This is a genomic window from Microbacterium abyssi, from assembly GCF_015277895.1.
Lineage (GTDB): Bacteria > Actinomycetota > Actinomycetes > Actinomycetales > Microbacteriaceae > Microbacterium > Microbacterium abyssi.
In genome coordinates, this window is record NZ_CP063815.1 from 85,199 (window position 1) to 108,750 (window position 23,552).

The window sequence follows — 23,552 nt, forward strand, 5'->3', positions numbered from 1 at the left end:
CAGGGCGGATGCACGGATGCCGGGCGGGTGCACGGATGCATGGCCGATGCACGGATGCATGGCGAAACGCCGTCATTCGGCCATGCATCCGTACTTTCCCCCTGCATCCGTGCCGAACGCGGCACGCGCGCACGCTGCCCCGAACCACCCATACGGAACAAACCCCGTGACACGCGGTTGCAGTTCGGGAAGACTTGCCCCGCAGGCTGACCGGAAGAAGGCGTCACGATGTCGACAGACGAATACGACCTGATCGTCCTGGGCGGAGGGCCGGTGGGCGAGAACGTCGCCGACCGCGCCGTGCAGGCCGGTCTCACCGCGGTCATCATCGAAAGCGAACTCGTCGGCGGCGAATGCTCCTACTGGGCGTGCATGCCCTCGAAGGCGCTGCTGCGCTCGGCACAGGCGCTGCGCGCGGCGCAGCACGTCGACGGCGCGGCCGAGGCGGTGACAGGGCCGCTCGACGTGCGCGCCGTGCTCGCCCGCCGCAACTCCTTCACGAACGACTGGTCGGATGACGGTCAGGTGCAGTGGCTCGAGTCCGCCGGCATCGACCTGATGCGCGGGCACGGCCGCCTCAGCGGCGAACGCGAGGTGACGGTCACGGATGCCGAGGGCACCGCGCGCGTCCTGAAGGCGCGCCAGGCGGTCGCGATCACCACCGGCACGGATGCCGCCATCCCGCCGATCGACGGACTGAAGGGTGCCGCACCCTGGACGAGCCGTGAGGCGACGAGCGCGCAGGAGATCCCGGCATCCCTCGCGATCATCGGCGGCGGAGTCGTCGGCGTCGAGATGGCGACTGCCTACGCGGGGTTGGGCTCGGCGGTCACCCTGATCTCCCGCAGCGGTCTGCTCGAGCAGATGGACCCGTTCGCGGGCGAGCTCGTCGCAGAAGGCCTGCGCCAGCTGGGCGTCGACGTGCGCACCGGCACCGGCACGACCAGCGTGCGCCGCGACGAGGATGGCGTGACGGTCACCATCGGCGACGGTGAGCAGATCATCGCGGCCGAGGTGCTCGCCGCGACCGGCCGCACCCCGCGCAGCGGCGACATCGGCCTCGAGAAGGTCGGACTGGAGCCAGGGAAGTCGATCGAGACCGACGACACCCTGCTCGTCCCCGGCACCGACTGGCTGTACGCCGTCGGCGACGTGAACGGCCGCGTCCTGCTCACCCACCAGGGCAAGTACCAGGCGCGCGCCGCCGGCGATGTGATCGCCGCCCGCGCGAAGGGCGAGGACGTCGACGACGGCGCCTGGGGGCGGCACGTCGCGACCGCCGACCACGCCGCCGTCCCGCAGGTCGTGTTCGCCGAACCCGAGGTCGCCTCGGTCGGCCTCAGCGCACGGGCGGCAGAGGATGCCGGATACACGACGCGAGTCGTCGACTACGACCTCGGCTCCGTCGCCGGAGCGAGCCTTCGGGAGGACGGCTACCAGGGCAGGGCCCGCATGATCGTCGACACCGACCGGGACGTCATCCTCGGTGTCACCTTCGTCGGACCCGACGTCGCCGACCTGCTGCACGCCGCGACGATCGCGGTCGTGGGCGAGGTGCCGATCGCGCGACTGTGGCACGCCGTGCCGTCGTACCCCACCGTCAGCGAGATCTGGCTGCGGATGCTCGAGGAGTACGGGCGGGACTCCGCCTGAGGCCCATCCGTTCGCGGTTCTGCTCCGAACACCCAGTGCTTGTCAAGACCCACGGAATCTTCCCCGCATGTCTGCGGCATCCCATACGCTCGAAACCGAATCCGAGGAGGCATCACCATGAAAGCTGTACTCGCAGGAACCGTCATCGCCGAGGCCGACGAAAGCGACCTCATCCAGATCGAAGGCAACTGGTACTTCCCGCTGTCGTCCGTGAACGAAGGCGTGCTCGTCGAGAGTCCGACCCCGTACACGTGCCCCTGGAAGGGCGAAGCGCAGTACTACTCCGCCGTCGTCGACGGCGAGACCCACGTCGATGCGGCATGGGGCTATCCGAATCCTTACCCGACGGCGTTCGAGCGGGTAGGCAAGGACATCTCCGGGCACATCGCGTTCGCCCCCGACGTGGAGGTCGGACCATAGCCCGGGCGAGAGGACACGTCCGCGCATGATCGAGTTCCGCTCGGCATCCAAACGCTTCCCCGACGGCACGCTCGCCGTCGAGGATTTCAGCCTCGTGCTGCCCTCACGCAAGACGACCGTGTTCGTCGGATCGTCCGGATGCGGCAAGACGACGCTGCTGCGCATGATCAACCGCATGGTCGAGCCGACCGGCGGCGACGTCGAGATCGACGGCGAGAGCGTACTGGGCAAGAACCCGGTGGCCCTGCGCCGCAGCATCGGCTACGTCATGCAGAACTCCGGCCTCATGCCGCACTTCTCGGTCATCGACAACGTCGCGACCGTGCTGCGCCTGAACGGCACGCCGAAGAAGCAGTCCCACGAGCGCGCCCTCGACCTGCTCGACACCGTCGGGCTCGATCGTGCGCTCGCCGACCGCTATCCGAGTCAGCTCTCGGGCGGCCAGCAGCAGCGCGTCGGTGTGGCACGTGGCCTCGCGGCCGACCCGAACATCCTCCTGATGGACGAGCCGTTCGGTGCCGTCGATCCGATCGTGCGGGCCGATCTGCAGCAGGAGCTCATCCGGCTGCAGCGCGACCTCGACAAGACCGTCGTGTTCGTCACGCACGATATCGACGAGGCGTTCCTGATCGGCGACCAGGTCGTCATCCTCGACAAGGGCGCACGCGTCGTACAGGTCGGTAGCCCGAGCGAGATCATCGAGAACCCGGCCGACGACTTCGTCTCCGCCTTCATCGGCGCCGAACGCGGCCGCCGCGCGCTGCGGATCAAGGAGACACCGCGCGGCCGGGTCGTCGTCGATTCCGAGGGGCGCACTCAGGGGGCGCTGCTGGATGACGCGGCGAGCGTGGCCGGGGACGGCGGATGACGTGAACTGGGTCGCCGACAATCTCGATCTGATCCTCGAACTCACTCTCGTGCACCTGCGCCAGAGCGCGATCGCGATCGTGCTGGGCTTCATTCTGTCGCTGCCGCTGGGCTGGATCGCGTGGCGGTACCGGCTCGTCCGCGGCCCCGTGATCGTGCTCACCGGCCTGCTCTACACGATCCCTTCGCTCGCGCTGCTCATCCTGCTTCCCTCGGTGGTCGGCTACTCGGCACGAAGCGAGGCGAACCTCGTCGTCGGACTCACGATCTACGCCATCGCCATCCTCGTGCGCTCTGTCGCCGACGGTCTCGACTCGGTCGACCCCGACGTGCGACAGGCTGCCACGGCGGTCGGCTACGGCGGAGCCCGACGCTTCTGGATGGTCGACCTCCCGCTCGCGGGCCCCGTGATCCTCGCCGGTCTCCGGGTCGCGGCGGTGAGCACGATCTCACTCGCCACGGTCGGCATCCTCGTCGGCGTTACGAACCTCGGTTACCTGTTCACGAACGGGCTGCAGCGGCGCATCATCCCCGAAGTGCTCGCCGGGGTCCTCGCGGTCGTCGTCATCGCCCTGATCATCGACCTGCTGCTCCTCCTCGCCGGCCGCGCGATCATGCCGTGGACGCGCAGCGCCGGTGCGGCGGGCGCACGACGACGCATCCTCCCGATGAGGGCCGCCGCATGAACCTGTTCGCCGATGCCTTCGCCTGGTTGTTCTCTCCGGAACGATTGGAGGGCCAGTACGCGCTGCCGATCCTGCTCGGTCAGCACCTGTTCTACACCGTCATCTCGGTGCTGATCGCCGCGGTGATCGCCGTCCCGATCGGCTGGCTCATCGGCCACACCGGCCGGGGGCGCGAGGTCGCCGTCGCCGTCTCGGGGGCCGCGCGCGCCGTGCCGTCCTTCGGGCTCATGGTGCTGCTCGTGCTGCTGCTGGGCGTGCTGCGCGTGCCTGAGGCCGCCACCATCACGTTCGTGCTGCTGGCGATCCCGTCACTGCTCGCCGGCGCCTACACCGGACTCGAGGCGATCGACCGCCACGCGATCGACGCCGCTCGAGCGACCGGCATGACCCAGTGGCAGGTGTTCTGGAAGGTCGAGGTGCCCCTCGGCATGCCGCTGCTGGTCGGCGGTCTGCGCTCGGCAACCCTGCAGGTCATCGCCACCGTCACGATCGCCGCCTACGTCAATCTCGGTGGCCTCGGTTGGCCCATCATCCAGGGCATCCCGCTGCAGCGCTTCGACCAGGTGCTCGGCGGCGCGATCCTCGTCGCGGTGCTCGCCCTCATCGCGGATCTGCTGCTCGCCCTCGCCCAGCGTGCGGCCGTGCCGGCCGGCATCCGTGTCGCGAAGCCCGGCACCCGCACGCCGCGCGCGGCGCGGCGTGCGGCGTCCGCCACAGCATCTTCAGCTCCCGCCTGAACTCCCCACCAGAGAGGAACACCATGTTCACCGCACGCAAGTCACGTCTCGCACTCGCGACCGGAGTCGCACTCGCTGCGACCCTCGCCCTCGCCGGCTGCGCGAGCAGCAATCCGCTGGACACCCCCACCGACGAGTCCACCGCCGACGGCGGCTCCGACACGATCGTCATCGGCTCTCAGGCCTACTACTCCAACGAGATCATCGCCGAGATCTACGCTCAGGCGCTCGAGAACGCCGGGTACACGGTCGACAAGCAGTTCAACATCGGTCAGCGCGACGCGTACATGCCGGACGTCGAGTCCGGCGCGATCGATCTGTTCCCGGAGTACACCGGCAACCTGCTGGAGTTCTACGACGACTCGACGGACGCGACGAGCCCCGATGACGTCTACGCCGCGCTGCAGGACGCGCTGCCCGAGGGGCTGACGGCGCTCGACTACGCCGAGGCCAGCGACCAGGACACCTATACGGTGACGAAGGAGTTCGCCGATGCGAACAGCCTCACCTCGATCGCCGACCTCGCGGACGTCGACGGACAAGTGACGCTCGGCGGCGCGCCCGAGCTCGAGCAGCGTCCGTACGGCCCGGCCGGGGCCAAGGAGGTCTACGGGGTCGACCTCGCCTTCTCCGCGACCGGCGACACCACGTTCGAGGCCCTGATGGCGGACGAGATCCAGGTGGCCGATATCTACTCGGCGGATCCGCGATTCCAGACCGAGGACATCGTGGCGCTCGAAGACCCCGAGAGCCTGATCCTCGCCTCGAACGTGGTCCCGATCGCATCCAGCGAGATCGCCGACGAGATCGCCGATGTGATCAACGCCGTCAGCGTCGAGCTGAGCGTCGACGATCTTGTGGCGCTGGGTGTGCAGAGCACGGTCGACCAGATGTCGCCGGAGGACATCGCGACCGGATGGCTGACGGAGAAGGGTCTCGTCGAGTAAGGGACCCGGACGAGTGGTCTCGGACAGGAAGCGCCGGCGAGCGGCGAAGAAGGTCAAGCCCGGCGACGGGCACGCACTCCGGCGCTTCCGGTGGTGGCAGCTGTTCTCGCGCACGCTGTTCCACGCGCGCTTCGCCGAGGAAGACGGGCTTCCGCATACGTGGTCCGTTGACGTCCCGCTCTGGGGCGATTCGAACGGCGAGGTCATCGCTCGGCTCTACCGGGACGGCGTCAACGTGGCGATGTCGAAGCTGCCGGCCGCGTTCGCGGCGCCCGGCGGAACGATCGAGGTCGTGGCGAGCGGCTACGGCCTGAAGCGCTGCCACTTCATCGCCGCCGACGGCAGCGAGTCGCAGCTGTCACCGGATCGCGCATCCGCCGAAGGGCGTCGGGCGCGGCTGGACCGTGAACATCCCACCGCGAGCCGCGCGATCGGCGCGGGGTCCTTCATCGTGCTCGGCGTCGCTCTCGTGCTCGGTGTCCCGCAGATCGTCGAGCAGATCACGCACATCCCGTGGGTCGCGGAGAACATCGGGGCGTTCACGTCACCGGTCCAGTTGCCCGCGTGGGGGAACATCTCGCTCCTTGTGGCGACCCTGTTGGCCAGCACAGAGCGGGCCCTCCGTCTGCGCAACCACTGGCTGCTCGACGGAGGGCTCTTCGACGGCGACGCCTAGACCCGGGAGTCCTGGCGCGGGATCCACACCTTCTTGATGATGATGAGGATGGATGCCGTCACCGGCACGGCTACGAGTGCTCCGAGCAGGCCCAGCAGGGTGCCGCCGACGAGGGCGCCGATCACGACCAGTGAGCCGGGGATCGAGATCGCCCGGTTCATCACACGCGGCGTGAGGAAGTACGACTCGAGCTGCATGTACACGAGGTAGATCACCGCGAACACCAGCGCGAGGATCGGGTCGGCGAACAGGGCGATACCCGTGCCGATCACCCAGAAGATGAGCGATCCCACCAGCGGGATCAGCGTGATGAGGAATGCCACCACCGCGAGCAGCAACGGGAACGGCAGTGCCATCACCGTGTAGAGCAGCAGAACGACCATGGCGTTGATGAACGCGAGTGTGACCATCCCCATGACGTACCCGCCGACCGAGTCTGTGATCTGATCCGTGATGACCTCGGTGTTCGCGCGGTCGCGGGCCGGCACCAGACGCAGCATGGCCTGCTTCATACCGGGCAGCGTCGCGACGAAGTAGATGACGAGAACGAGCACGATCACCACGCCGGAGATGGCGTTCGCGATGGATGCACCGACCTGCAGCGCCCCGCCGCCGATGACCGCGATGTTGCCCGGGTCGGACAGGAAGCCCTGCACGTCGCTGACGAGATCCTCGAACTGATCCCCGAACTGCGCCTCGAGAGCGGAGTAGATGTCGCTGGCCATGAAGTCGCTGACGAGCGACGGCACGCTCTTGACGAACAGGGTGATCTGCTCGACGACCACCGGGATGATCGTCCAGAGGATCAGCGCGAGTACCGCGATCAGCACGACGAGCACGACGAGCACGCCCCAGCCGCGACCCAGCCCACGACGCTCGAGGAACCGCACGGCGGGATCCAGCCCGAGGGCGGCGAACAGGGCGAGTGCGATGTAGATGATCACCGTCGACAGGTTCGACAGCGCGAGTCCGAGCACGATCGCGGCGAGTGCGCCGAGCGTGACGAGGAAGCCGAACACGAACGGTTTGTCGATGCGCGTCCAGAACGAGCGGGACGACGGCACAGGCTCCACGACGGGCTTGGGCGTGAGCGGCGGGTCGACGGCCTCCGGCTTCTTCGTCTTTCGTCCTGCCTTCTTCGACGCGGCATCCGCACGCGAAGCGGGTGCGGGCTGTTCCGCCCCCGGCGCTTCCAGCGACGACGCCGCCGAGTCCTGCGGCGGCTGCGCCCCCTCCTGCGCGCGGGCGTCGTCTGTCGCGGGAGGCAGATCGTTGGTCATGCGCCAACTCTATGGCTCGGTCCCGCGATATCGTCTTAACCGCCGACGAACAGGGAGAGCCATGACCGACGCCGAGGACGCCCGGGCCGAACTGCTGCGCCTGCGCGGCACGATCGACAACATCGACGCCGCCCTGATCTACATGCTCGCCGAGCGCTTCCGCGCGACCCAGCAGGTCGGGGTGCTCAAGGCCCAGCACGCCATGCCGGCGTCCGACCCGGCGCGCGAAGAGCAGCAGGTGGCGCGCCTGCGCGCGCTCGCCGAACAGGCCCACCTCGACCCGGAATTCGCCGAGAAGTGGTTCAATTTCGTCGTCGCCGAGGTGATCCGTCACCACACCGAAGCGGCCGAAGGCCGCTAGAGCGTCAGGACGCGCCCGCGCACGAGTCCTTCGACCGCGAGCGTGTAGGCGCGCGCGATCTCAGCATCCGGCACCGGCCGCTGGCCGGCGAACAGCGCGTGCAGTCCGTCCGCGCTCTCGAGCACGTTCGGTGAGACGGCATTGATGCGGATGCCGCGCGGCGCCTCCGCCGCGGCCGTGACCACGAAAGACTCCACCGCCCCGTTGGCCACGGCGCCGGCCGCTCCTGTTGCGATCGGCTCGCGGGCGAGCACCCCGGTGGTCAGGGTGATCGAGCCTCCGTCGCGCACGTGGTCAAGCGCGCAGCGCACGATGTCGATCTGCGGCAGCGCCTTGGACATGAACGCCTTCAGATAGTCGTCTCTGTCCAGCTCGGTGAGGTGCGCGAACGGCACCGAACCGGCGGCGGCGACGACGGCATCCACCTCGCCCACCTCGTCGAACAGCGCGCGCACCGACGTGGGATCCGTGATGTCGACCGCCCACTCGCCGCTGCGTGACGCGCGCAGGACGTCGTGTCCGTGGGATTCGAAAGCCGAGGTGACGACGCTGCCGATGCGTCCGGATGCGCCGATGACCAGGATCCTCATGTCGTCGATCCTATGCGCGGAGCCCGCGAGCGAGCGCTGTCGCCGACACCACGTGTTCACCCGACGTTCCAATGCGAGTACGGCGGTCTCGTAATTCCCGGTCATCTTCGCGAGTTCGAATACAGGTGTTCTCGAAATCCGGAGGACACCCCACACCTCTGAAAGGTCACCCCCCCATGCGCCGCTACACCCTGCCCGCCGTGGGCATGTTCGGTATCGCTGCTCTCGCCCTCACCGGATGCACCGCCGCGGCATCCGACGCCTCGACCCCCGACGCCGACGCGCCCATCACCATCGCCACGCTCCCGCTCGGTGAGGATCCCACCGCCGAGAACCCGATCGAGGTCTTCGCCGAGCTGTTCGAGGAGGCCACCGGCCGCGACGTCGAGGTCACCGACGTGCCCGACTATCTCAGCGTCGTCGAGGCGATCCGCAACGACCACGTCGACATCGGCATCATGAGCGGGTTCCCGTCTGCGCTCGCGGTCAACACCGGCGAGGTCGACCCACTGGTCGCCTTCGAGGGCGACGACGAGCCGGTCTCGACCTGCGTCGTACTGAACGATTCCCCGATCCAGGAGGTCGAGGACTTCGAGGGCAAGACGGTCGCGTTCGCCGACCAGGCGTCGAGCTCGGGCTACTTCATGCCGGTCTACATGCTGCATGAGGCCGGACTCGAGCAGGGCGTCGACTACGAGGCGATCTTCGCCGGCGGCCACGAGGGCAGCTTCGCCGCGCTGGCCCAGGGCCAGGTGGATGCCGCGTGCACCGCGAACATGCTCACACAGCTCGGCGCACCGATGTTCCCGTTCGCCGACGGTGAATGGCGCGGTGTCGGACAGAGCCCGTCGATGAGCGTGCAGGGCACCGTCCTCGGACGTCAGTCGCTCGACGAGGAGACCCGCACCGTGATCGCCGAGGGCATCGCCGCGGTGTTCAGCCCCGAGAACGAGGAGCGCCTGGGGGCCATGGGCTCGTTTGCCACGCTCGAGCAGACGGTCGCCCCCGACGCGTCGCTGTACGCCTCGTTCGCGGAGATCGCGGGCGTCGCGGGCGTCGAGCTCGAGGACCTGGAATGAGCCAGGCGGTCAAGACGGTGAAGGGCGGGGCGGATGCTGCGGCACCCGCCCCGGGCCGGGCAGCGGCTGCGGGATCCGCTCCTGTGATCCGCACCAGCACCGAGGAGCTGCGCCAGGCGCTCCCGCTCGTGACCGTGCGCGACCTGCGCGTCGCCTACGACAGCGACACCGTGCTCGACGGCGTCGACCTCGACCTGTTCCCCGGCGAGATGGTCGCGCTGCTCGGCGCATCCGGATCGGGGAAGTCGACGCTGATGCGGAGCCTCACCGGATTCGCGCCGATCGCGGGCGGATCCGTGCGCGTCGCCGGACACGACGTCACCAACCTCGCCCGCGGTGAGCTGCGCACGCTGCGCTCCGAGGTCGGCCAGGTGTTCCAGCAGTTCAACCTGATCCCGCGCCTCAGCGTGCTCACCAACGTGCTCACCGGCGGGCTGCGGGGTGCTGGTGCCATCAACCTCGCCGGCGGGTTCTCCTCCGCCGACCGGCGCCGCGCTCTCGAACTGCTCGACCGCGTCGGCATCGCGTACAAGGCCAAGGCCCCGGCCCGATCGCTCAGCGGCGGGCAGCAGCAGCGGGTCGCGATCGCCCGTGCCCTCATGCAGCGGCCCCGCGTGATCCTCGCGGACGAGCCGGTGGCCTCCCTCGATCCGAAGCTCGCCGATTCGGTGCTGAGCCTGCTGCGCGAGATCGCCGTCGAGGACGGCATCCCGGTGCTGGTGAGCCTGCACGTGCTGCCGCTCGCGCTCGCGCACAGCGACCGGATCGTCGGGCTCCGCCACGGCGAGATGCTCGTGTCGGCGCCGACCTCCGACCTCGACCCCGAGAAGCTCGCACCGCTGTACGCGACCGAGGAGGACGACGATGACGACCACTGAGACGCGCACGCGCGAGCGTCCGACGCTCCCCGCCGCCGAGCGCGCCCGCATGGAGCGCGCCGTCTCCGTCCCGCGCGCCCGCTTCCTGATCGGCATCCCGGTCGCGCTCGTCATCCTGTTCTGGTCCGCCGGCGGCGTCGGATTCGACTTCGTGAAGCTCGGCGAGGGTGCGGTGAACATGGGCGAGTTCCTGTCGCGGCTGTTCCCGCCGGACTTCTCGAAGTTCGGCACGATCGCCCTGCTGCTGGTCGAGACGCTGCAGATGGCGATCATCGGCACCGTGCTCGGCGCCGTGCTCTCGCTGTTCGTGGCGGTCGCCGCGGCATCCAACATCGCTCCGAAGTGGCTGTACTACCCGGCACGCTGGCTGATGAACATCATCCGCTCGGTGCCGGATCTCGTCTTCGCGCTGATGTTCGTCTCCGCCGTCGGGCTCGGGCCGTTCGCCGGCATCCTCGCCATGACGCTCGGGTCGATCGGATCGATCGGCAAGATCTTCGCCGAATCGATGGAGTCCGTCGACCGCGGGCCGATCGTCGCGATGCAGGCCGTCGGCGCCTCCAAGCGACAGGTCATCCAGTACGGCGTGCTGCCCCAGGCTGCCCCTTTGCTCGTCTCGTACACACTGCTGCTGTTCGAGGGCAACGTGCGCGGAGCGACCATCCTCGGCCTCGTCGGCGCCGGCGGCATCGGACTCGAGCTGACCACCGCCATGCGCATGTACGACTACGGCCACCTCAGCGCGATCATCATCTGCATCATCGTGCTCGTCACCGCTCTCGACCAGGGGAGCGCGCTCATCAGAAGGAGAATCACATGACCACGATCGACATCACCCTGAGCGCACCGGTGAATCTGCGCGACCTCGGCGGCATCCCGATCGCCGGCGGCGTGCTCCGCGACAGGTTCGCGATCCGCACCGACGACATCGCCTACGTGACCGAAGAGGTCGCCGACGAGCTCGTCACGGCGGGCCTCACCGCGATCATCGACCTGCGCTCGCCGCTGGAGGTCGCCACCACCGGCCGCGGTCCGTTCGCCGATCGCCCCGTCTCGTACCACCACCTGCCGTTGATCGCCGATGTCGGCGACTCCATGAAGGAGGGCGCGCAGAACCGCCTCGGGCACGAGGCGATGGGCGAGATGTACGTCGCTATGGTCGAGCGGGCCGCGCCCCAGCTCGTCACGGCGCTGAACATCATCGCGTACGCGCCCGGCGCGACCGCGTTCCACTGCGCCGCCGGCCGCGACCGCACCGGCGTGCTCGCCGCGATGCTGCTGCTCGCGCTGGGCGCAGACGACGACGACATCGTCGCCGACTACGCGCGCACCGGTGAGAACATGGCCGCCATCATGGAGCGGAACCGCCCGGTGATGGGCGCGATGTGGAAGGCGCTCGGCTTCGACATCGACGCGTTCGACGGTCGCACGCTGCTGGAGGGATCGATGGAGGTCTCGATGCGGATGCTGCTGACGACACTGCGGGAACGGCACGGCGATGCACTCGCACCGCTGCGCGCCGCCGGTCTCGGCGACGACACGATCGCGCGGCTGCGCGCCAGGGCGCTGGCGTGACGATCGCGGACGCCGGGACCGTCGCGGATGCCGGGGCCGCCCGCCGCGGGCCCGGCCGCCCGCGCGACGAGGAGATCGACGGGCAGATCATCGCCGCGACGCTCGCCCTCATCGACGCCGAGGCGGAGGTCACGGTCTCGCGGATCGTCGAGCGCAGCGGCGTGAGCAGGGCGGCGCTGTACCGGCGCTGGCCGGCTCTGACGACACTGGTCGCCGCTGCGCTCGACGTCGGGCGCACCGTCCCGCCGGCAGTGGATGCCGAGGGCGATCTGCAGGCTGCGGTCATGGGAGCGGTGTTCGGCGACTCGGCGGCCGCGACGGCATCCGGCTATTCCGAGGTGCGGTTCCGGCATCGCATCCGTCTGGTGATGGCGGACCGTGCGCTGCAGAAGGCGTACTGGCGCTCGCACGTCTCGCGGCGGCGGGTGCCGGTCGAGGCCGCGCTGCGCCGGGGCATCGAACGCGGAATCCTGCGCGCCGATCTCGATGTCGAGGCGTGCTTCGACGCCATGGCCGGCGTGGCGTACTACCAGCTGGTCGTCCGCGGCGACCGCTTCGAGGAGCCGGAGTCCCAGGCGCGCATGAAGGCCGCGCTCGACGTCATCTGGTGCGGCATGCTCGCCTGAGCGCCAGGTCGCCGGTCGACGTGCTCAGGTCACCCGGCGCTGACGCGAAGCGGAGGGCGCCGCGGATGCAATCCGCGACGCCCTCCTGAGCAGTCGGTGTCCGTCGCTGCGTCCCCACGCATCCCCAGAGCGACCGCGTCACCCTCTTGCCCCGGTGGGGCTTCCGCGTGACACCTTCCGATGATCAAGAGCGCACCGGTCGCCTCCTGATACATCGAATGGAGAAATTCCTCAGAACCCCGTGCCGTGGCACTGGAACGGCGTGCGCAGTCCGGTCTGCGCGGATGCCGCCGCCAGCGCCGCCGCGGGGGGTTCGCCGGCGCTGAGTCCGGTGTGCAGGGCGCTGAGCAGCGCGCTCGCCTCGTCGTCCGGTACGAGGGCGGGGGCCGCGATCACGCTCCGGGTGCCGGCGTGCAGCCACACCCTGGTCATGCCGAGCGCCTCCTCGCCCCAGCGCACCGACGACCGGCCGAGCTCGCACGCCGAGAGCACGACGGTGTCCGGCACGCGCGGGATGAGGTCGATGTCGTACCCGAACAGCGCACCGTCGGCGAGCTCGAACCCGGCGAACAGCGGGTTGTCGGCGGTATGCCGGCCGTGCGCGGCGATGTGCAGCACGTCGACCTGCGCGGCCAGGCCGGTCACGGCATCCACCCTGGCGCTCGCGCCGGTCAGCACGGTCGCGCTCTCCCAGACGGATGCCGCGGCGCTCACCTCGTCACCGGCGCGCGGCACGCGCGGCCCTGCGGCGAAGCCGGCCGAACGCAGGTCGTGGGCGGCATGACGCTCATGCGCCCAGCGCGACATCGAGGTCGCCAGGGTGAACGGGCGGCCGGCCATGGTGGGCAGCATGGCCCAGGGGATGCCGGCGAGGATGCCGGGAACGGTCAGCACGACGCGGCGGTCGCCGATCAGGGTGCGGGCGGGGCCGAGGAGCGCGTCGTCGAGGCGTCGCATCCGATCGTCGAGCGCGCGGGCGACGATCCCGGCCATGGGACCGGAGCGGATCGAGGCCGACACGTCGAGGTCGGCGCGCAGGCCGTCGGCGGCGTGCATGATCGCCGCGTGGTCGAGGCTCACGATCGCGCTGGATGAGGCGGTCGTGACCACGCACAGCATGGTGTCGCCGGTGTAGACGAAGCAGAGGGCGGCCGTGGCGTCATCGCCGAGCTCGCGCTGCAGTGCGGCGAGGGCGATGCGCGGTCGGGTGTCGCCGGCGCCGGTCGAGGTCCACTGATGCTCGCGCACGCGGTCGCGCAGCAGGCGGACCCGCTGATGCGTCGACCAGTCCTGACCGGTCAGCTCTGTGCGCAGCATCCGCAGTTCTCCGAGATCGGCGGCGTGCTCGCTGTCGTGCGGCGGGCGCACCGGGGCGACCTGCTGGCTGAGGTGGCGGGCGCGCTCCGACCAATCGAACAGCACCTCGGGGTCGCGGCTCTCGCCGGCGGCGGACAGACCGGCGAACACGAGGTTCGTGCCGTGCATCGCGAGGGAGGCCTGCAGGTCGAGGGCGCCGAAGGACTGCTGCCAGTCGGCGAGCAGATCGAGGCCGTCGGCTGCGTGACGGCGTGCCTTCGCGCGCTGGGAGCGGGACCGCGCGCGTGCGGCGCGGACCTCGGCGGCCCGCAGTCGCAGCGGAACCGGGGCGTCGTCCGCCAGCCGGATCGCCGGGCTCGGCTCGTCACGGCGGGTCGCGGCGAGAGCGGCGCTCAGGCGCACGGCCGTGGCCTCGTTCGTGAAGCCGGCGCGCCGCAGCTCTGCGGCGTTCGCGGCGAAGTCCTCGGCGGGCGGGGCGGCGCCGGTATCCAGCTCGGCGTCCAGGCGGATCGCGTCACTGCGCGCGGCCCAGCTGTGCGCGCCCAGTGCGCGGAAGCGCCGCGCAGCGGCTTTCGCGACCTGTCGCGCACGCCTCGGGTCGTGCTGGAGGAGGGAGCGGGCGAGGTGGTACTCGGCCTCGGCGCGGGCCTGGCGCATCCGGGCGGCGCCGAAGGTGGTCGCGACGTCCTCGAGCAGGTGCTCGGCCTCGTCGACGAGGCCCGCATCGCGCAGCACCTCGGCGCGGTCCAGGTCGCTCATGGCGGCGTTGACCGGGGAGAGGGCGGCGATCACCGGCCGTGACTGCGCCATCAGTTCGAGCGCCTCGACGAGGTCGCCGCGCAGCAGGGCGGTGTAGCCGAGGTTGTGCCGCGCTTCGGCGGCGGCTGCCTCTTCGCCGGCATCCTCATAGATCGCCACTGCGCGCTCGAGATCTTCCGTGCAGGCGTCGAACGCACGGCGGTGCATGTGCACGACGGATCGGTTCAGGAGGCAGTTCGCCAGGGCCGTCCCGGTGAGCCGGTCGATGGCGCGAGTGAGCATGGTCTCGGCCTCGTCGAGGCGGCCGGCGCGGGTGAAGAGCACGCCGAGCTGGCCGGCCAGGATCGCCCTGGTCTCCTCGCCGGCGCCGTCCTGCTCGAGCGCCTCGCGGCAGAGGGCTTCGGCGCGTGCGGGTTCGCCGGTCTGCGCGAGCACATACGCGGTGGTGCCGGCGATGCGTGCGCGCAGGTCGGCATCGCCGACTTCGGCTGCAGCCGCCGCCGCGCGGCCGAGCAGACGTCGCGCCTCGGGGTAACGCTGTGCGTTCGATGCCGCGCGCCCGCGCTCGTACAGCTCACGAGCAGAATTCCCCATCCGTTCAGGATGCCCTGTCCGGTGCCTGCGCGGAAGCGGCGACTTCCGTGCGAGGCGTTGCGGGCGGGTCGTTGAGCGAGCGGAGCGAGACGAAACGGGGTGAGCGAGCCGGAGGCGAGTCGAAGCCACTCGTGCGGGTGTTGAGGCTTCGACTCCTCGCTGCGCTCGTCGCTCAGCCCGTTTCGTCTTCGGCGGCTGCGCCGCCTGCGCTCAACGACCCGCGGGGACGGCGACGACTCTGGTCGCGGGTCGTTGAGCGAGCGGAGCGAATCGAAGCCGCGCCAGGCGTACCGCTCAGCCGAGCGGGGCGTCGGGCGGCAGCGCGGCGAGCACCTCGCTGACGGCCTTCTTCGTCGCCGACGCGGATGCCGCAGCATCCAGCGGCAGCGCCCCCAGCAGCGCCGCGACCTTCCCCGCGACGTAGGGAGCTGCGAACGATGTGCCGCTCCACGCGACGAAACCGCCGCGGTAGTCGTCGGGGTCGACGGTCTGCCGTTCGAACCCGTCGAAGTCCGCCCGCGTCGCCGCCTGCGTGCCACCGGTGAACGCCGGAGTCGTCGAGACGACCATCGCGCCCGGAGCATAGGTGCGCACCCACGGGCCGACGTTCGAGAACAGCGCGAGCGACCGTCGCGACGGGTTCAGCGCCCCGACCGACACCAGCGGCACGGCCTTGTCCGGCCTCAGACCGTTGTCGGCTCCCGGCCACGCCCACAGCGACGCGGGGAACGAAGGGCGATCGATCGCATCGTTGCCCGCCGAGCAGATCACGACCGTGCCCAGCGACCGCGCGGTGTGCAGCAGCTCGTGCAGCACGAGCGAGAACTGTCCGTCCAGCGGCGTCTCGTGGTAATACCCGAGCGACAGGTTCAGCACGTCGACCGGATGCCCGCCGTCGTCGCCCTCCACGAACCGCCGCTGCAGCTCGATCACGGCTGCGAGCGCCTGCAGGAACGTGCTCTCGTCCACCACGCCGAGAGAATTCGCGATCCGGATCGAGAGGATGTCGGCATCCGGCGCCGTCTGGCGGATCAGTCCCGCGATGAACGTGCCGTGCCCCGCCACCGCGTCGATCTCGCCGTCGAGCTGGCCGTACAGATCCGGGTACCGCTCCGGGTCGTCGTCGCCGGTGAGCCCGACCGGCACCCCGTCGAGGTCGATCGACCTGGTCACGATGGAGTCGGGCAACCACTCGTGCTCGCCGCATCCAGTGTCCAGCACCGCCACGACGACGCGCCGGTCCTTGTCCGCGAGCCGGCTGCGCACCGGAGCCGCCCCGATCCACGCGATCGGCTGCCGACCGCCACGCCCCGGTTCGAGGTAGTCGTCGCTGCCGACGGTGCCCGCCCCACGCACCGGGTTGGTGCGGGTGAACGGGTTCGTCCTGGTGAACGGGTTGGTGCGGGTGAACGGGTTGAGGCCCACCGGATCGATGGCCAGCACGTGCTCGAGGCTCGCCCTGGGCATCGGCCCGCCGACGATCCGCCGCGCCCGCTGCAGCACCCGCCACGCGTCTGGCGGGACGGGCGACTCTCCCTCACGCGGGATCTCCGGCGTCGTCAGCACCGCACGGTGCACGCCCGGGATGCCGGGCAGCATCTGCGCGCCGCGACCGGAGCGCACGACGTCCGCGTCCTCGACCTCCAGGTTCCAGCCGAACGAGCCGGCGGCCTGTGTCAGTGCGCGGATGTCGCGGTCGTACGCACCGTTCTCACCGTCCAGATTCGCGGAGATGAGCATCCGGTCGGGCAGATACGCGGTGGGGAAGGCGCGGATGCCGTCTACCGGCTCCACGGTCGGATCCAGCGCCGCGCCGCGGGGGATCGACCCCTCCGCACGGTCCTGCCAACTCCACTTATCGGGCTGCGCCATCGCTTTCCCTCTCGGTTCGACGCTTCAGTCCTCACACCTCGAAGTGCGGTGTGAGCAGATCCTTCTGGTCGCCGCCGACGACGAGGCGTACGCGGCTGAGCCCCGGCGCGACATCCTCGAACGCGAAGCGCCCCTGGTCGTCGGGGGCGGTGGTCCAGGTGCGGTCGTCCTGGGTGAGGCGCACCTCGACGGCGCCGGCATCCACCCAGCCGTCCACGCGCCGGCGGCCGCGTTCGGTGTGCGTCACGTGCAGCAGGATGGTCGCCGACCCGTCGCTGAACTGGAGCGTCGTCGTCTCGCCGTCGCCGCGCTCGCCCTCGCCGCCGCGAACCTCGGCCTCGGCGTTCTCGATCAGGGTGAGCAGCGCGTACTCGCGTGAGATGTCGGACACGGCGATCGCCGCGATCACGCGGTCGACGAGATCGCGCGGAACGGGGTCGATCTCGCCCGCGGCCGTGCGCAGTCTTGCGAACAGCTCTGCGTCGGTGTCAGCCATCGCCGGTCCCCTCGGTCGAGTATCCGTCGCGCGTCAGCTGAGTGCGTAATTTGACCAGGCAGCGTCGGCGGGTCGGGCCGATGCTGCCGACCGGCATCTCGAGCTGAGTGGCCAGCGTGGCGTAGTCGGGGCGATCCTCGAACGCGACGACGCGCAGCAGCCGGCGGCAGCGCTCATCAAGGGCGGCGACAGCCTCCCACATGCGGCGCGACTCATCGGATGCCGCGACTTCGGACTCCGCGGATTCCTGTGCCGGCAGCAGCGGCTCGAGAACCTCGTCGGCCACGGCATCCGCTCGCCTTCGCCGGGTGGAGACCTTCCACGCCTCGCGGCGCGCGGTCGTCGTGAGCCAGCCGGAGATCGCACGGAAGTCGGCGATCTTCTCGTGGCTGCGCACGAGGGCGAGCCACGTCGACTGCACGACATCCTCGGCGAGGGCGCGATCGACGCCGTATGCGCGCACGACGTGCCACAGTACGGGCGTCATGAGGCGCACCAGGTCGTCCATGGCGCGCACATTGCCGGAACGCCAGTCGGCGAACAGATCGGCCGCACGCTCCCACCGCGCCGAACCGTCACTGACAGCGCCCCCGGGTGAAGGGTCGGTCATGAAGATCATTGTGCTCACACCTACCAGGAGCACGGCAAGCTTTTCCTGATACATCGGGCGCTTAGGCTGGAGCGGTGATCGCCCTCGCCGTGCTGCTCTTCCTCAACGCCGCCTTCAACGTGGTCGTGTGGCCGCAGTTCTACAAGCGGGTCGCTCGCGACCCGCGGGCCCGGGATGCCGAGGGCAGGGCCACCGCGTTCCTCAAGGTGCACGCGGTGCTGATCGCGGTCGCGCTGGTGCTCGCACTGGTCTCGGTGATCGCCGGAATCGCCGCGCTCGCCGGGGCGCTGTAGCCGCGGCATCCGCCCGCGTCACGCCATCAGGCACGGGCGACCGGCTGCTGCAGCTCGGTGACCCAGTCGGACTGATCGTCTGAGACCGCCCGCACGTACAGCTCGCGGCAGGGGCCGGCGGGAACGAAGCCGCGGGCGATGATCTCGGCATGGATCGCCTGCCAGCTGTCGGCGATGCCCGCCATCGATCCGAGATGGATGCCGCAGACGGCAGCGTCCTCGGCGGGGAGCTCCACGATCTCGAACCCGTCGCGCTCGGGGCCGCTGTACGCGTACCCGGCGACGATCGAGACGCCATCCTCGACGTTCTCGTACTGCGCGATCGGCGTCTCCAGCGCGCCGCGCAGATCGCCGATGATCTCCGCGACGGCATCGAACGCCGGCCCGACGACACCCGCGACGTCGGGTTGTGAGGCCACGACCGCGCGCTGCGCGGCGAGGCGGACGGCGGGCAGGGGCTTCTCGATGATCTCGATCTGGGACATCTGGTTCTCCTTCTCGATGAGGTGGAGCCTCCGCTCGACGTCGACGAGTCGTTCGGCCGCGATCCGGTGCTCGTCCTCGACCTCTGCGCGGCGCACACGCAGCAGCGCGCCGATGCGATCGGCGTCGACGCCCTGCTCGAGGATCATCGTGATGTGATCCAGGCCGAAGCCGAGCTGACGGAGCGCCACGATCCGGTGCAGCCTTTCGAGCTGCGACGGATCATAGGAGCGGTAGCCGCTGAACTCGTCCACGTGAGCGGGCACGAGCAATCCGGCGGTGTCCCAATGCCTCAGCATCCGGTGGGTCACCTGGCCGATCTGCGCGAACGCTCCGATGGACAGCATGCTTCCGTTCTCCTGCCTGCCACAGTGTCAGGGTCAAGTATCTCGTCGCGTGATCTACCGGATCGAGAACCGGGCGGCGTGGGCGGACCAGCCGGACTCGGCGGGAAGCGCGCGCAGCGCGGCGTTCGAGATCGCCAGCAGCACGGCGATCGCGCAGATCACGGCGCCGACGATGAGGGTCGCCTCGCGCCCGATCAGCGACAGGCCGGTGCCGGCGACGAGCGGTGCCAGCGGCATCGCTCCCATCCCGAGCACGGCGGAAGCGCTGTTGGCGCGCCCGAGCATCTCGGTGGGTGTCGCGACCATGAAGTAGCCCATCAGCGCCGCATTGACCGCGGGGATGAAGATCACGATCCCCGCCAGCACGAGCGTCAGCGGCAGTGGGTCGTGCATCGGGATGAGGCCGAAGACACCCACGGCCGAGACGGCCAGTCCGCCGATGATGACCGTCCCGGCCGGGACGCGTGAGACGAGAAGCGGGGCGAACAGGGCGCCGACGAGCATGGCGACCCCGGCGCCGGTCGCGAGCAGCCCGATCGTCACCGGCGACTGTCCCTGCTGCTGGAGCGCATAGATGACGGTTGTCAGGGCGCTGCTGAAGCCGAGGTTGATGATCGTCGCCACGAACAGCACGCCGCGCAGGTCGACGCGGGAGAACAGCCAGCCGAACCCCTCGCGCACTTCGCGCATGGCGTTGGGCCTGCCGACGGCGATCGCGGCTGCGACGAGGCCGGTGTCGGATACCGCGGCATCCGCGCCTCTTGCCTCATCTGCGACTTCAGTTGGAAAACCGGGAGCATCTGGCGTGTCGACGGCGAGTCCGGCCCCGACGCGCCGGCGACGCGCCGACTCGTCTCCGTTTTCCCCGGCGCGAGGGGCGGGAGGGGCGGGACGGGCGGTCTCTGGTCGCACGGCCGAGCGCTGCAGCATCCATGCCGTCAAGGCGGCGATCAGGTGGCACACGGCCATCGCGGCGCCGATCAGCCAGGCGCCTGCGGCGAGCAGCACGCCGCCGAGCGGCCCGCCGGCCAGCTGCAGCACGGCATCCCGGCCCTGATTCGCGGCCTGCGCCCTGCCCATCGCGGCGTCCGGCACGATCTCCTTCAGGGCGCTCTCGCCCGCGATGTCGAACAGTCCGGTGCGGGCGGCCAGCACGATCTCCATGATCAGCAGCGTCACGAACGTGAGCGCGTCGGTGAGCGCGAGCACCGTGAACGCGACCGAGAGGACGACGCCGACGAGCGAGCCCATCACCATCATCACGATGCGGCGGTGCCGGTCGGCGAGCACACCGCCGAACACGGTCGTGACCGTGCGGATCGTCATTCCGACGGCGCTGATCGCGCCGGCCTGAGCCGGCTCGTTCGTCACGAACAGAGCGATGAGCGGAATGGCGAAGCCGAACAGCGCGCTCGCGAGGCCCTTTGCCGTATCGCTGATCAGCCAGGCGAAGTAGCGCCCGTTGCGGATCAGGCTGTGCGGAGCGGTGGCGGTGGTCATGCGATCGATGGTAGATCCGCAACATCAATTGCGCAATAGAAGTTGCGCAAGTTTTGCTGTGGGTAGACTCGGGCCATGGCGGACGAGCGACCACAGCCGGTGCATCCGGACGCGAAGCAGGCGACGACGGAGATGCTGAAGGCCTACGCCCACCCACTGCGCCGTCGCATCGCCAAGGTCATCGCCGGCCGCGGGCACGCTCGGGCGGCCGATGTCGCCGCTGATCTCGACGTTCCGGCGAACAGCGTGAGCTTCCACCTGCGCGTTCTCGCCGACGCCGGGCTGATCGAAGAGGCGCCGGAGCACGCCCGCGACCGCCGCGACCGCGTCTGGAAGGCGGTCGAAGGTGCGTGGAACATCGGTTCGCCGGAGCATCCGGTAGCCGACGAGGTACTCGGCGGTGTGCTGATGAGCGCTCTCGCCGAGGATCACCTCGATGTGGTGCGGCGCGTGATGGCGTGGGCGCCCGATTACGTGTCCGGCCGCGATGCCGATGTGCATGGGACGTTCGCGCAGAGCAATCTGAGGCTCACGGCCGTGGAGTTCCGAGAACTCGAACGGCGGATCCAGGAGCTCATCAAAGAGGTGCAGGACGCCCACGACCCTGACGACCCCGACAACCGCCTCTGGGCCCTCGACATCATCGCCGCCGACGACACGATCTGAGGGGTGGATGCCGACAGCATCCACCCCTCAGATCTCAGGAAGCTACGGCTTCGCCCTCCGGAACGCGAGGAATGACACCAGCGAGAGGGCCGCGACCACCACCAGCCCCCACAGGGCGAGCCCGAGGGCGCCGAGGTTCATGATGGCTGCTCCGACGTCGCCCCACAGCTCGAGCCTGGTCACGAGGAACACGAGTCCGACCAGCACGAGTGCCAGCGTGACGCTCGCGATCGTCAGCACCACCGGGCCCCAGCTCTTGTAAACGGTCGCCCCGGTGAAGCCGACGACGAAGAAGAACAGCGCGAGCGTGAAGAAGATGACGAACGCGCCGAGCGGGCCGGCCTCCCACAGCCACGGCAGGTGGAACACGTAGCCGTTGACGCCCCAGCCGTTGGTGAGCAGCTCGATGCCGCCACCGATGAGGAACACGATCGCCATGAAGGCGCTGCCCATCACCGCGGTGAGGAGCGTTCCGACGAAGAACTCGCGTCGGGTGATGCTCATCGCCTGCGAGAAGGGGAACGTCAGGGTCATCGCCGACATCCCGACGGCGAAGAACACCCACAGCGGGGCTTGCCCGCCGCCGCCGTACTTCGGTTCAGAGACCGGGATCATCGCGTAGATCAGCACCGAGATGACCACGGAGGCTCCGAGCACGATCAACGGCACCCAGATGAAGGTCTGCTTGTTGATGAGCTGCAGACGGACGACATTCAGTGTGCGAGACATCAGCGGACCTCCTGGGTTCCTGCGCCGGCCGTCGCGCCGTTCTCCGCGGCGGCCTTCTGGGTGAGACGGACGATGAGCTGCTGGAGCGAGACCGGGGCGAGATCCAAGCCGGATGCCGCGACCTGCGCCCGCTCGTCGACGGAGAGGTGCCCGAGAACGGTGACCGACGCCACGGATCCGAGCGCCTCGCGATGCAGCACGTCGCGTCCGGATGCCCAGGTGTCGACCTTGGTCGCATCGCCCACCACGGTCACGGCGCGGTCGCGGACAGCATCCGTCTCCTCGTTCAGCAGGATTCGGCCGGTGTCGATCACGATCACGCGCTCGATGAGGTTGGCGACCTCGTCGATCAGGTGCGAGGAGAGGATGATCGTGCGCGGGTGCTCCGCGTAGTCCTCGAGCAGCCGGTCGTAGAAGATCTGCCTGGCGACGGCGTCGAGTCCGAGATACGGCTCGTCGAAGAACGTGAGCTCGGCGCGGGACGCGAGCCCGATGATCACGCCGACCGCCGAGAGCTGTCCGCGCGAGAGCTTCTTGATCGTCTGCTTCATCGGAAGCTGGAAGTCCTCGATCAGCTGCGCGGCGAACTCCTGGTCCCAGTTCTTGAAGAACAGGCTCGCCGCCTTGAACGCGTGGCGCGGCGTCGCGTCATCCGGATACTTCTGGCTCTCGCGGACGAAGCACATCCGGCTGAGCACACGGGAGTTCTCGTACGGGTGCTCGCCGAACACGCGGACTTCGCCCGACGAGGCGAAGTTCTGCGCGGTCAGGATCGACATCAGCGTGGTCTTGCCGGCGCCGTTGCGGCCGAGCAGGCCGTAGATCGCGCCGGCGTCGATGCTGAGCGAGACGTTGTCGAGCGCGTTCTTGTCCTTGTAGTGCTTGGTGAGGTTCTGCACCTCGATGACGGCGGTCATGCCGGGTTCCCTTCAGGTTTCGTGGATGACGCGGTGGTGTCGGACACTGCGGCTGCTCTTTCGCGCAGCAGAGCGGCCAGGTCTTCGGCGCCGAGCCCGAGCGTGCGGGCTTCGGCGAGGAGCGGATCGATGTACCGGTCGGCGAACGCGGAACGCCGCTCGGTGAGCAGCGTCGTGCGCGCGCCGGTGGCGACGAACATGCCGATTCCGCGGCGCTTGTACAGCACGCCCTTCTCGGTGAGCATGGCGACTCCCTTCGCGGCGGTGGCGGGGTTGATGCGGTAGAAGGCGGCGAGCTCGTTGGTGGAGGGAGCCTTCGACTCCTCCTGCAGCGAGCCGTCGAGGATCTGGTCCTCGATCTGCTCGGCGATCTGGAGGAAGAGCGCCTTGCCTTCTTCGATCACGATGCCTCCGCGGGTCAGTTGGTTACTTACTCGACTAGGTAACCATGTGACCAGCGATGTGTCAACCCGTTCTCCTAGCCATCTGCGCGGGCGGTCGTCAAGTCCCCTTCGGTCTGAGTGGTGAACGCGTATCGTCGCCGACGAGGCGCCGCCTGTGCGCCCACCGCCGCGGAAGGGCAGGAGACAGTGA

26 protein-coding genes are annotated in these 23,552 nt (G+C 69.5%); 15 read left to right on the forward strand and 11 right to left on the reverse strand.

The window, feature by feature from the left end:
- The first annotated feature begins 228 nt into the window (after positions 1–228).
- The 7 genes from IM776_RS00450 to IM776_RS00480 all read left to right on the forward strand — a co-directional run bounded on the left by IM776_RS00450 (position 229) and on the right by IM776_RS00480 (position 5,986).
- Positions 229–1,653, forward strand: coding sequence for a dihydrolipoyl dehydrogenase family protein (locus IM776_RS00450; RefSeq protein ID WP_194421141.1), 1,425 nt, complete (start codon positions 229–231; stop codon positions 1,651–1,653).
- A gap of 117 nt (positions 1,654–1,770) precedes the next feature.
- Complete coding sequence (locus IM776_RS00455; protein WP_194421142.1) at positions 1,771–2,073, forward strand: DUF427 domain-containing protein; 303 nt, start codon at positions 1,771–1,773, stop codon at positions 2,071–2,073.
- Positions 2,074–2,098: 25 nt separating this feature from the next.
- On the forward strand, positions 2,099–2,941 hold the full coding sequence (locus tag IM776_RS00460; RefSeq protein ID WP_194421143.1) for an ABC transporter ATP-binding protein: 843 nt from the start codon (positions 2,099–2,101) through the stop codon (positions 2,939–2,941).
- Between the two features lies 1 nt (position 2,942).
- Complete coding sequence (locus IM776_RS00465; protein ID WP_194421144.1) at positions 2,943–3,626, forward strand: ABC transporter permease; 684 nt, start codon at positions 2,943–2,945, stop codon at positions 3,624–3,626.
- Complete coding sequence (locus IM776_RS00470) at positions 3,623–4,363, forward strand: ABC transporter permease (protein ID WP_194421145.1); 741 nt, start codon at positions 3,623–3,625, stop codon at positions 4,361–4,363. Before IM776_RS00465 ends, IM776_RS00470 begins: the two co-directional genes overlap by 4 nt.
- 23 nt (positions 4,364–4,386) lie before the next feature.
- Complete coding sequence (locus IM776_RS00475) at positions 4,387–5,310, forward strand: ABC transporter substrate-binding protein (protein ID WP_194421146.1); 924 nt, start codon at positions 4,387–4,389, stop codon at positions 5,308–5,310.
- 13 nt (positions 5,311–5,323) lie between these two features.
- On the forward strand, positions 5,324–5,986 hold the full coding sequence (locus IM776_RS00480) for a hypothetical protein (protein WP_194421147.1): 663 nt from the start codon (positions 5,324–5,326) through the stop codon (positions 5,984–5,986).
- Here the strand turns inward: IM776_RS00480 and IM776_RS00485 are convergent.
- Positions 5,983–7,266 carry an AI-2E family transporter gene (locus IM776_RS00485; RefSeq protein ID WP_194421148.1) on the reverse strand — a complete coding sequence of 428 codons (1,284 nt, stop codon included), beginning with the start codon at positions 7,264–7,266 and terminating at the stop codon, positions 5,983–5,985. The two genes, IM776_RS00480 and IM776_RS00485, sit on opposite strands and share 4 nt — an antisense overlap.
- A 61-nt stretch (positions 7,267–7,327) precedes the next feature.
- Here IM776_RS00485 and IM776_RS00490 point away from each other — a divergent pair, with 61 nt between their 5' ends.
- Entirely contained in the window at positions 7,328–7,627 is a 300-nt protein-coding gene (locus tag IM776_RS00490) for a chorismate mutase (protein WP_194421149.1), read from the forward strand.
- On the opposite strand, the gene IM776_RS00495 is transcribed toward IM776_RS00490, so the two are convergent.
- Positions 7,624–8,217, reverse strand: coding sequence for a short chain dehydrogenase (locus IM776_RS00495; protein WP_194421150.1), 594 nt, complete (start codon positions 8,215–8,217; stop codon positions 7,624–7,626). The two genes, IM776_RS00490 and IM776_RS00495, sit on opposite strands and share 4 nt — an antisense overlap.
- Before the next feature lie 176 nt (positions 8,218–8,393).
- Here IM776_RS00495 and phnD point away from each other — a divergent pair, with 176 nt between their 5' ends.
- From phnD to IM776_RS00520, 5 genes are read left to right on the forward strand one after another with little or no spacing between them, the layout of a single operon-like run.
- On the forward strand, positions 8,394–9,296 hold the full coding sequence (gene phnD / locus IM776_RS00500) for a phosphate/phosphite/phosphonate ABC transporter substrate-binding protein (protein WP_194421151.1): 903 nt from the start codon (positions 8,394–8,396) through the stop codon (positions 9,294–9,296).
- Positions 9,293–10,174, forward strand: a complete 882-nt coding sequence (locus tag IM776_RS00505) for a phosphonate ABC transporter ATP-binding protein (RefSeq protein ID WP_194421152.1) — start codon at positions 9,293–9,295, stop codon at positions 10,172–10,174. The genes phnD and IM776_RS00505 overlap by 4 nt, the downstream gene beginning before the upstream one ends.
- The gene (gene phnE / locus IM776_RS00510; protein ID WP_194421153.1) at positions 10,161–10,994 is read left to right on the forward strand and encodes a phosphonate ABC transporter, permease protein PhnE; all 834 of its coding nucleotides are present in this window, start codon (positions 10,161–10,163) and stop codon (positions 10,992–10,994) included. The genes IM776_RS00505 and phnE overlap by 14 nt, the downstream gene beginning before the upstream one ends.
- Positions 10,991–11,749: a tyrosine-protein phosphatase gene (locus IM776_RS00515; RefSeq protein WP_194421154.1), complete on the forward strand. Its 759-nt coding sequence runs from the start codon at positions 10,991–10,993 to the stop codon at positions 11,747–11,749. The genes phnE and IM776_RS00515 overlap by 4 nt, the downstream gene beginning before the upstream one ends.
- Entirely contained in the window at positions 11,746–12,375 is a 630-nt protein-coding gene (locus IM776_RS00520) for a TetR/AcrR family transcriptional regulator (protein ID WP_228479829.1), read from the forward strand. The genes IM776_RS00515 and IM776_RS00520 overlap by 4 nt, the downstream gene beginning before the upstream one ends.
- A 231-nt stretch (positions 12,376–12,606) precedes the next feature.
- Here IM776_RS00520 and IM776_RS00525 read toward each other — a convergent pair whose 3' ends face one another.
- From IM776_RS00525 to IM776_RS00540, 4 genes are all read right to left on the reverse strand, one after another.
- Positions 12,607–15,045 (reverse strand): CHAT domain-containing protein, encoded by a 2,439-nt coding sequence (locus tag IM776_RS00525; RefSeq protein WP_194421155.1) that lies wholly within the window; start codon positions 15,043–15,045, stop codon positions 12,607–12,609.
- Positions 15,046–15,339: 294 nt separating this feature from the next.
- On the reverse strand, positions 15,340–16,917 hold the full coding sequence (locus IM776_RS00530) for a S8 family peptidase (RefSeq protein ID WP_194421156.1): 1,578 nt from the start codon (positions 16,915–16,917) through the stop codon (positions 15,340–15,342).
- Between the two features lie 31 nt (positions 16,918–16,948).
- Positions 16,949–17,413 (reverse strand): hypothetical protein, encoded by a 465-nt coding sequence (locus IM776_RS00535; protein ID WP_194421157.1) that lies wholly within the window; start codon positions 17,411–17,413, stop codon positions 16,949–16,951.
- On the reverse strand, positions 17,406–18,023 hold the full coding sequence (locus IM776_RS00540) for an RNA polymerase sigma factor (protein WP_228479830.1): 618 nt from the start codon (positions 18,021–18,023) through the stop codon (positions 17,406–17,408). Before IM776_RS00540 ends, IM776_RS00535 begins: the two co-directional genes overlap by 8 nt.
- Positions 18,024–18,097: 74 nt before the next feature.
- Here IM776_RS00540 and IM776_RS00545 point away from each other — a divergent pair, with 74 nt between their 5' ends.
- Positions 18,098–18,316: an SCO4848 family membrane protein gene (locus IM776_RS00545; protein ID WP_194421159.1), complete on the forward strand. Its 219-nt coding sequence runs from the start codon at positions 18,098–18,100 to the stop codon at positions 18,314–18,316.
- 26 nt (positions 18,317–18,342) lie between these two features.
- On the opposite strand, the gene IM776_RS00550 is transcribed toward IM776_RS00545, so the two are convergent.
- Together IM776_RS00550 and IM776_RS00555 are read right to left on the reverse strand one after the other, a co-directional pair.
- Entirely contained in the window at positions 18,343–19,146 is an 804-nt protein-coding gene (locus IM776_RS00550; RefSeq protein WP_194421160.1) for a MerR family transcriptional regulator, read from the reverse strand.
- 54 nt (positions 19,147–19,200) lie between these two features.
- Complete coding sequence (locus tag IM776_RS00555) at positions 19,201–20,646, reverse strand: MFS transporter (RefSeq protein WP_194421161.1); 1,446 nt, start codon at positions 20,644–20,646, stop codon at positions 19,201–19,203.
- A 75-nt stretch (positions 20,647–20,721) separates the two neighbouring features.
- Between IM776_RS00555 and IM776_RS00560 the strand changes: the two genes are divergently transcribed.
- On the forward strand, positions 20,722–21,312 hold the full coding sequence (locus IM776_RS00560) for a winged helix-turn-helix domain-containing protein (RefSeq protein ID WP_194421162.1): 591 nt from the start codon (positions 20,722–20,724) through the stop codon (positions 21,310–21,312).
- A gap of 42 nt (positions 21,313–21,354) precedes the next feature.
- Here the strand turns inward: IM776_RS00560 and IM776_RS00565 are convergent, their stop codons facing one another.
- From IM776_RS00565 to IM776_RS00575, 3 genes are read right to left on the reverse strand one after another with little or no spacing between them, the layout of a single operon-like run.
- Entirely contained in the window at positions 21,355–22,041 is a 687-nt protein-coding gene (locus IM776_RS00565; RefSeq protein ID WP_194421163.1) for a hypothetical protein, read from the reverse strand.
- Positions 22,041–22,958 carry an ABC transporter ATP-binding protein gene (locus tag IM776_RS00570; RefSeq protein ID WP_194421164.1) on the reverse strand — a complete coding sequence of 306 codons (918 nt, stop codon included), beginning with the start codon at positions 22,956–22,958 and terminating at the stop codon, positions 22,041–22,043. The genes IM776_RS00565 and IM776_RS00570 overlap by 1 nt, the downstream gene beginning before the upstream one ends.
- Positions 22,955–23,362: a GntR family transcriptional regulator gene (locus IM776_RS00575; protein WP_194421165.1), complete on the reverse strand. Its 408-nt coding sequence runs from the start codon at positions 23,360–23,362 to the stop codon at positions 22,955–22,957. Before IM776_RS00575 ends, IM776_RS00570 begins: the two co-directional genes overlap by 4 nt.
- Positions 23,363–23,552 lie beyond the last annotated feature (190 nt).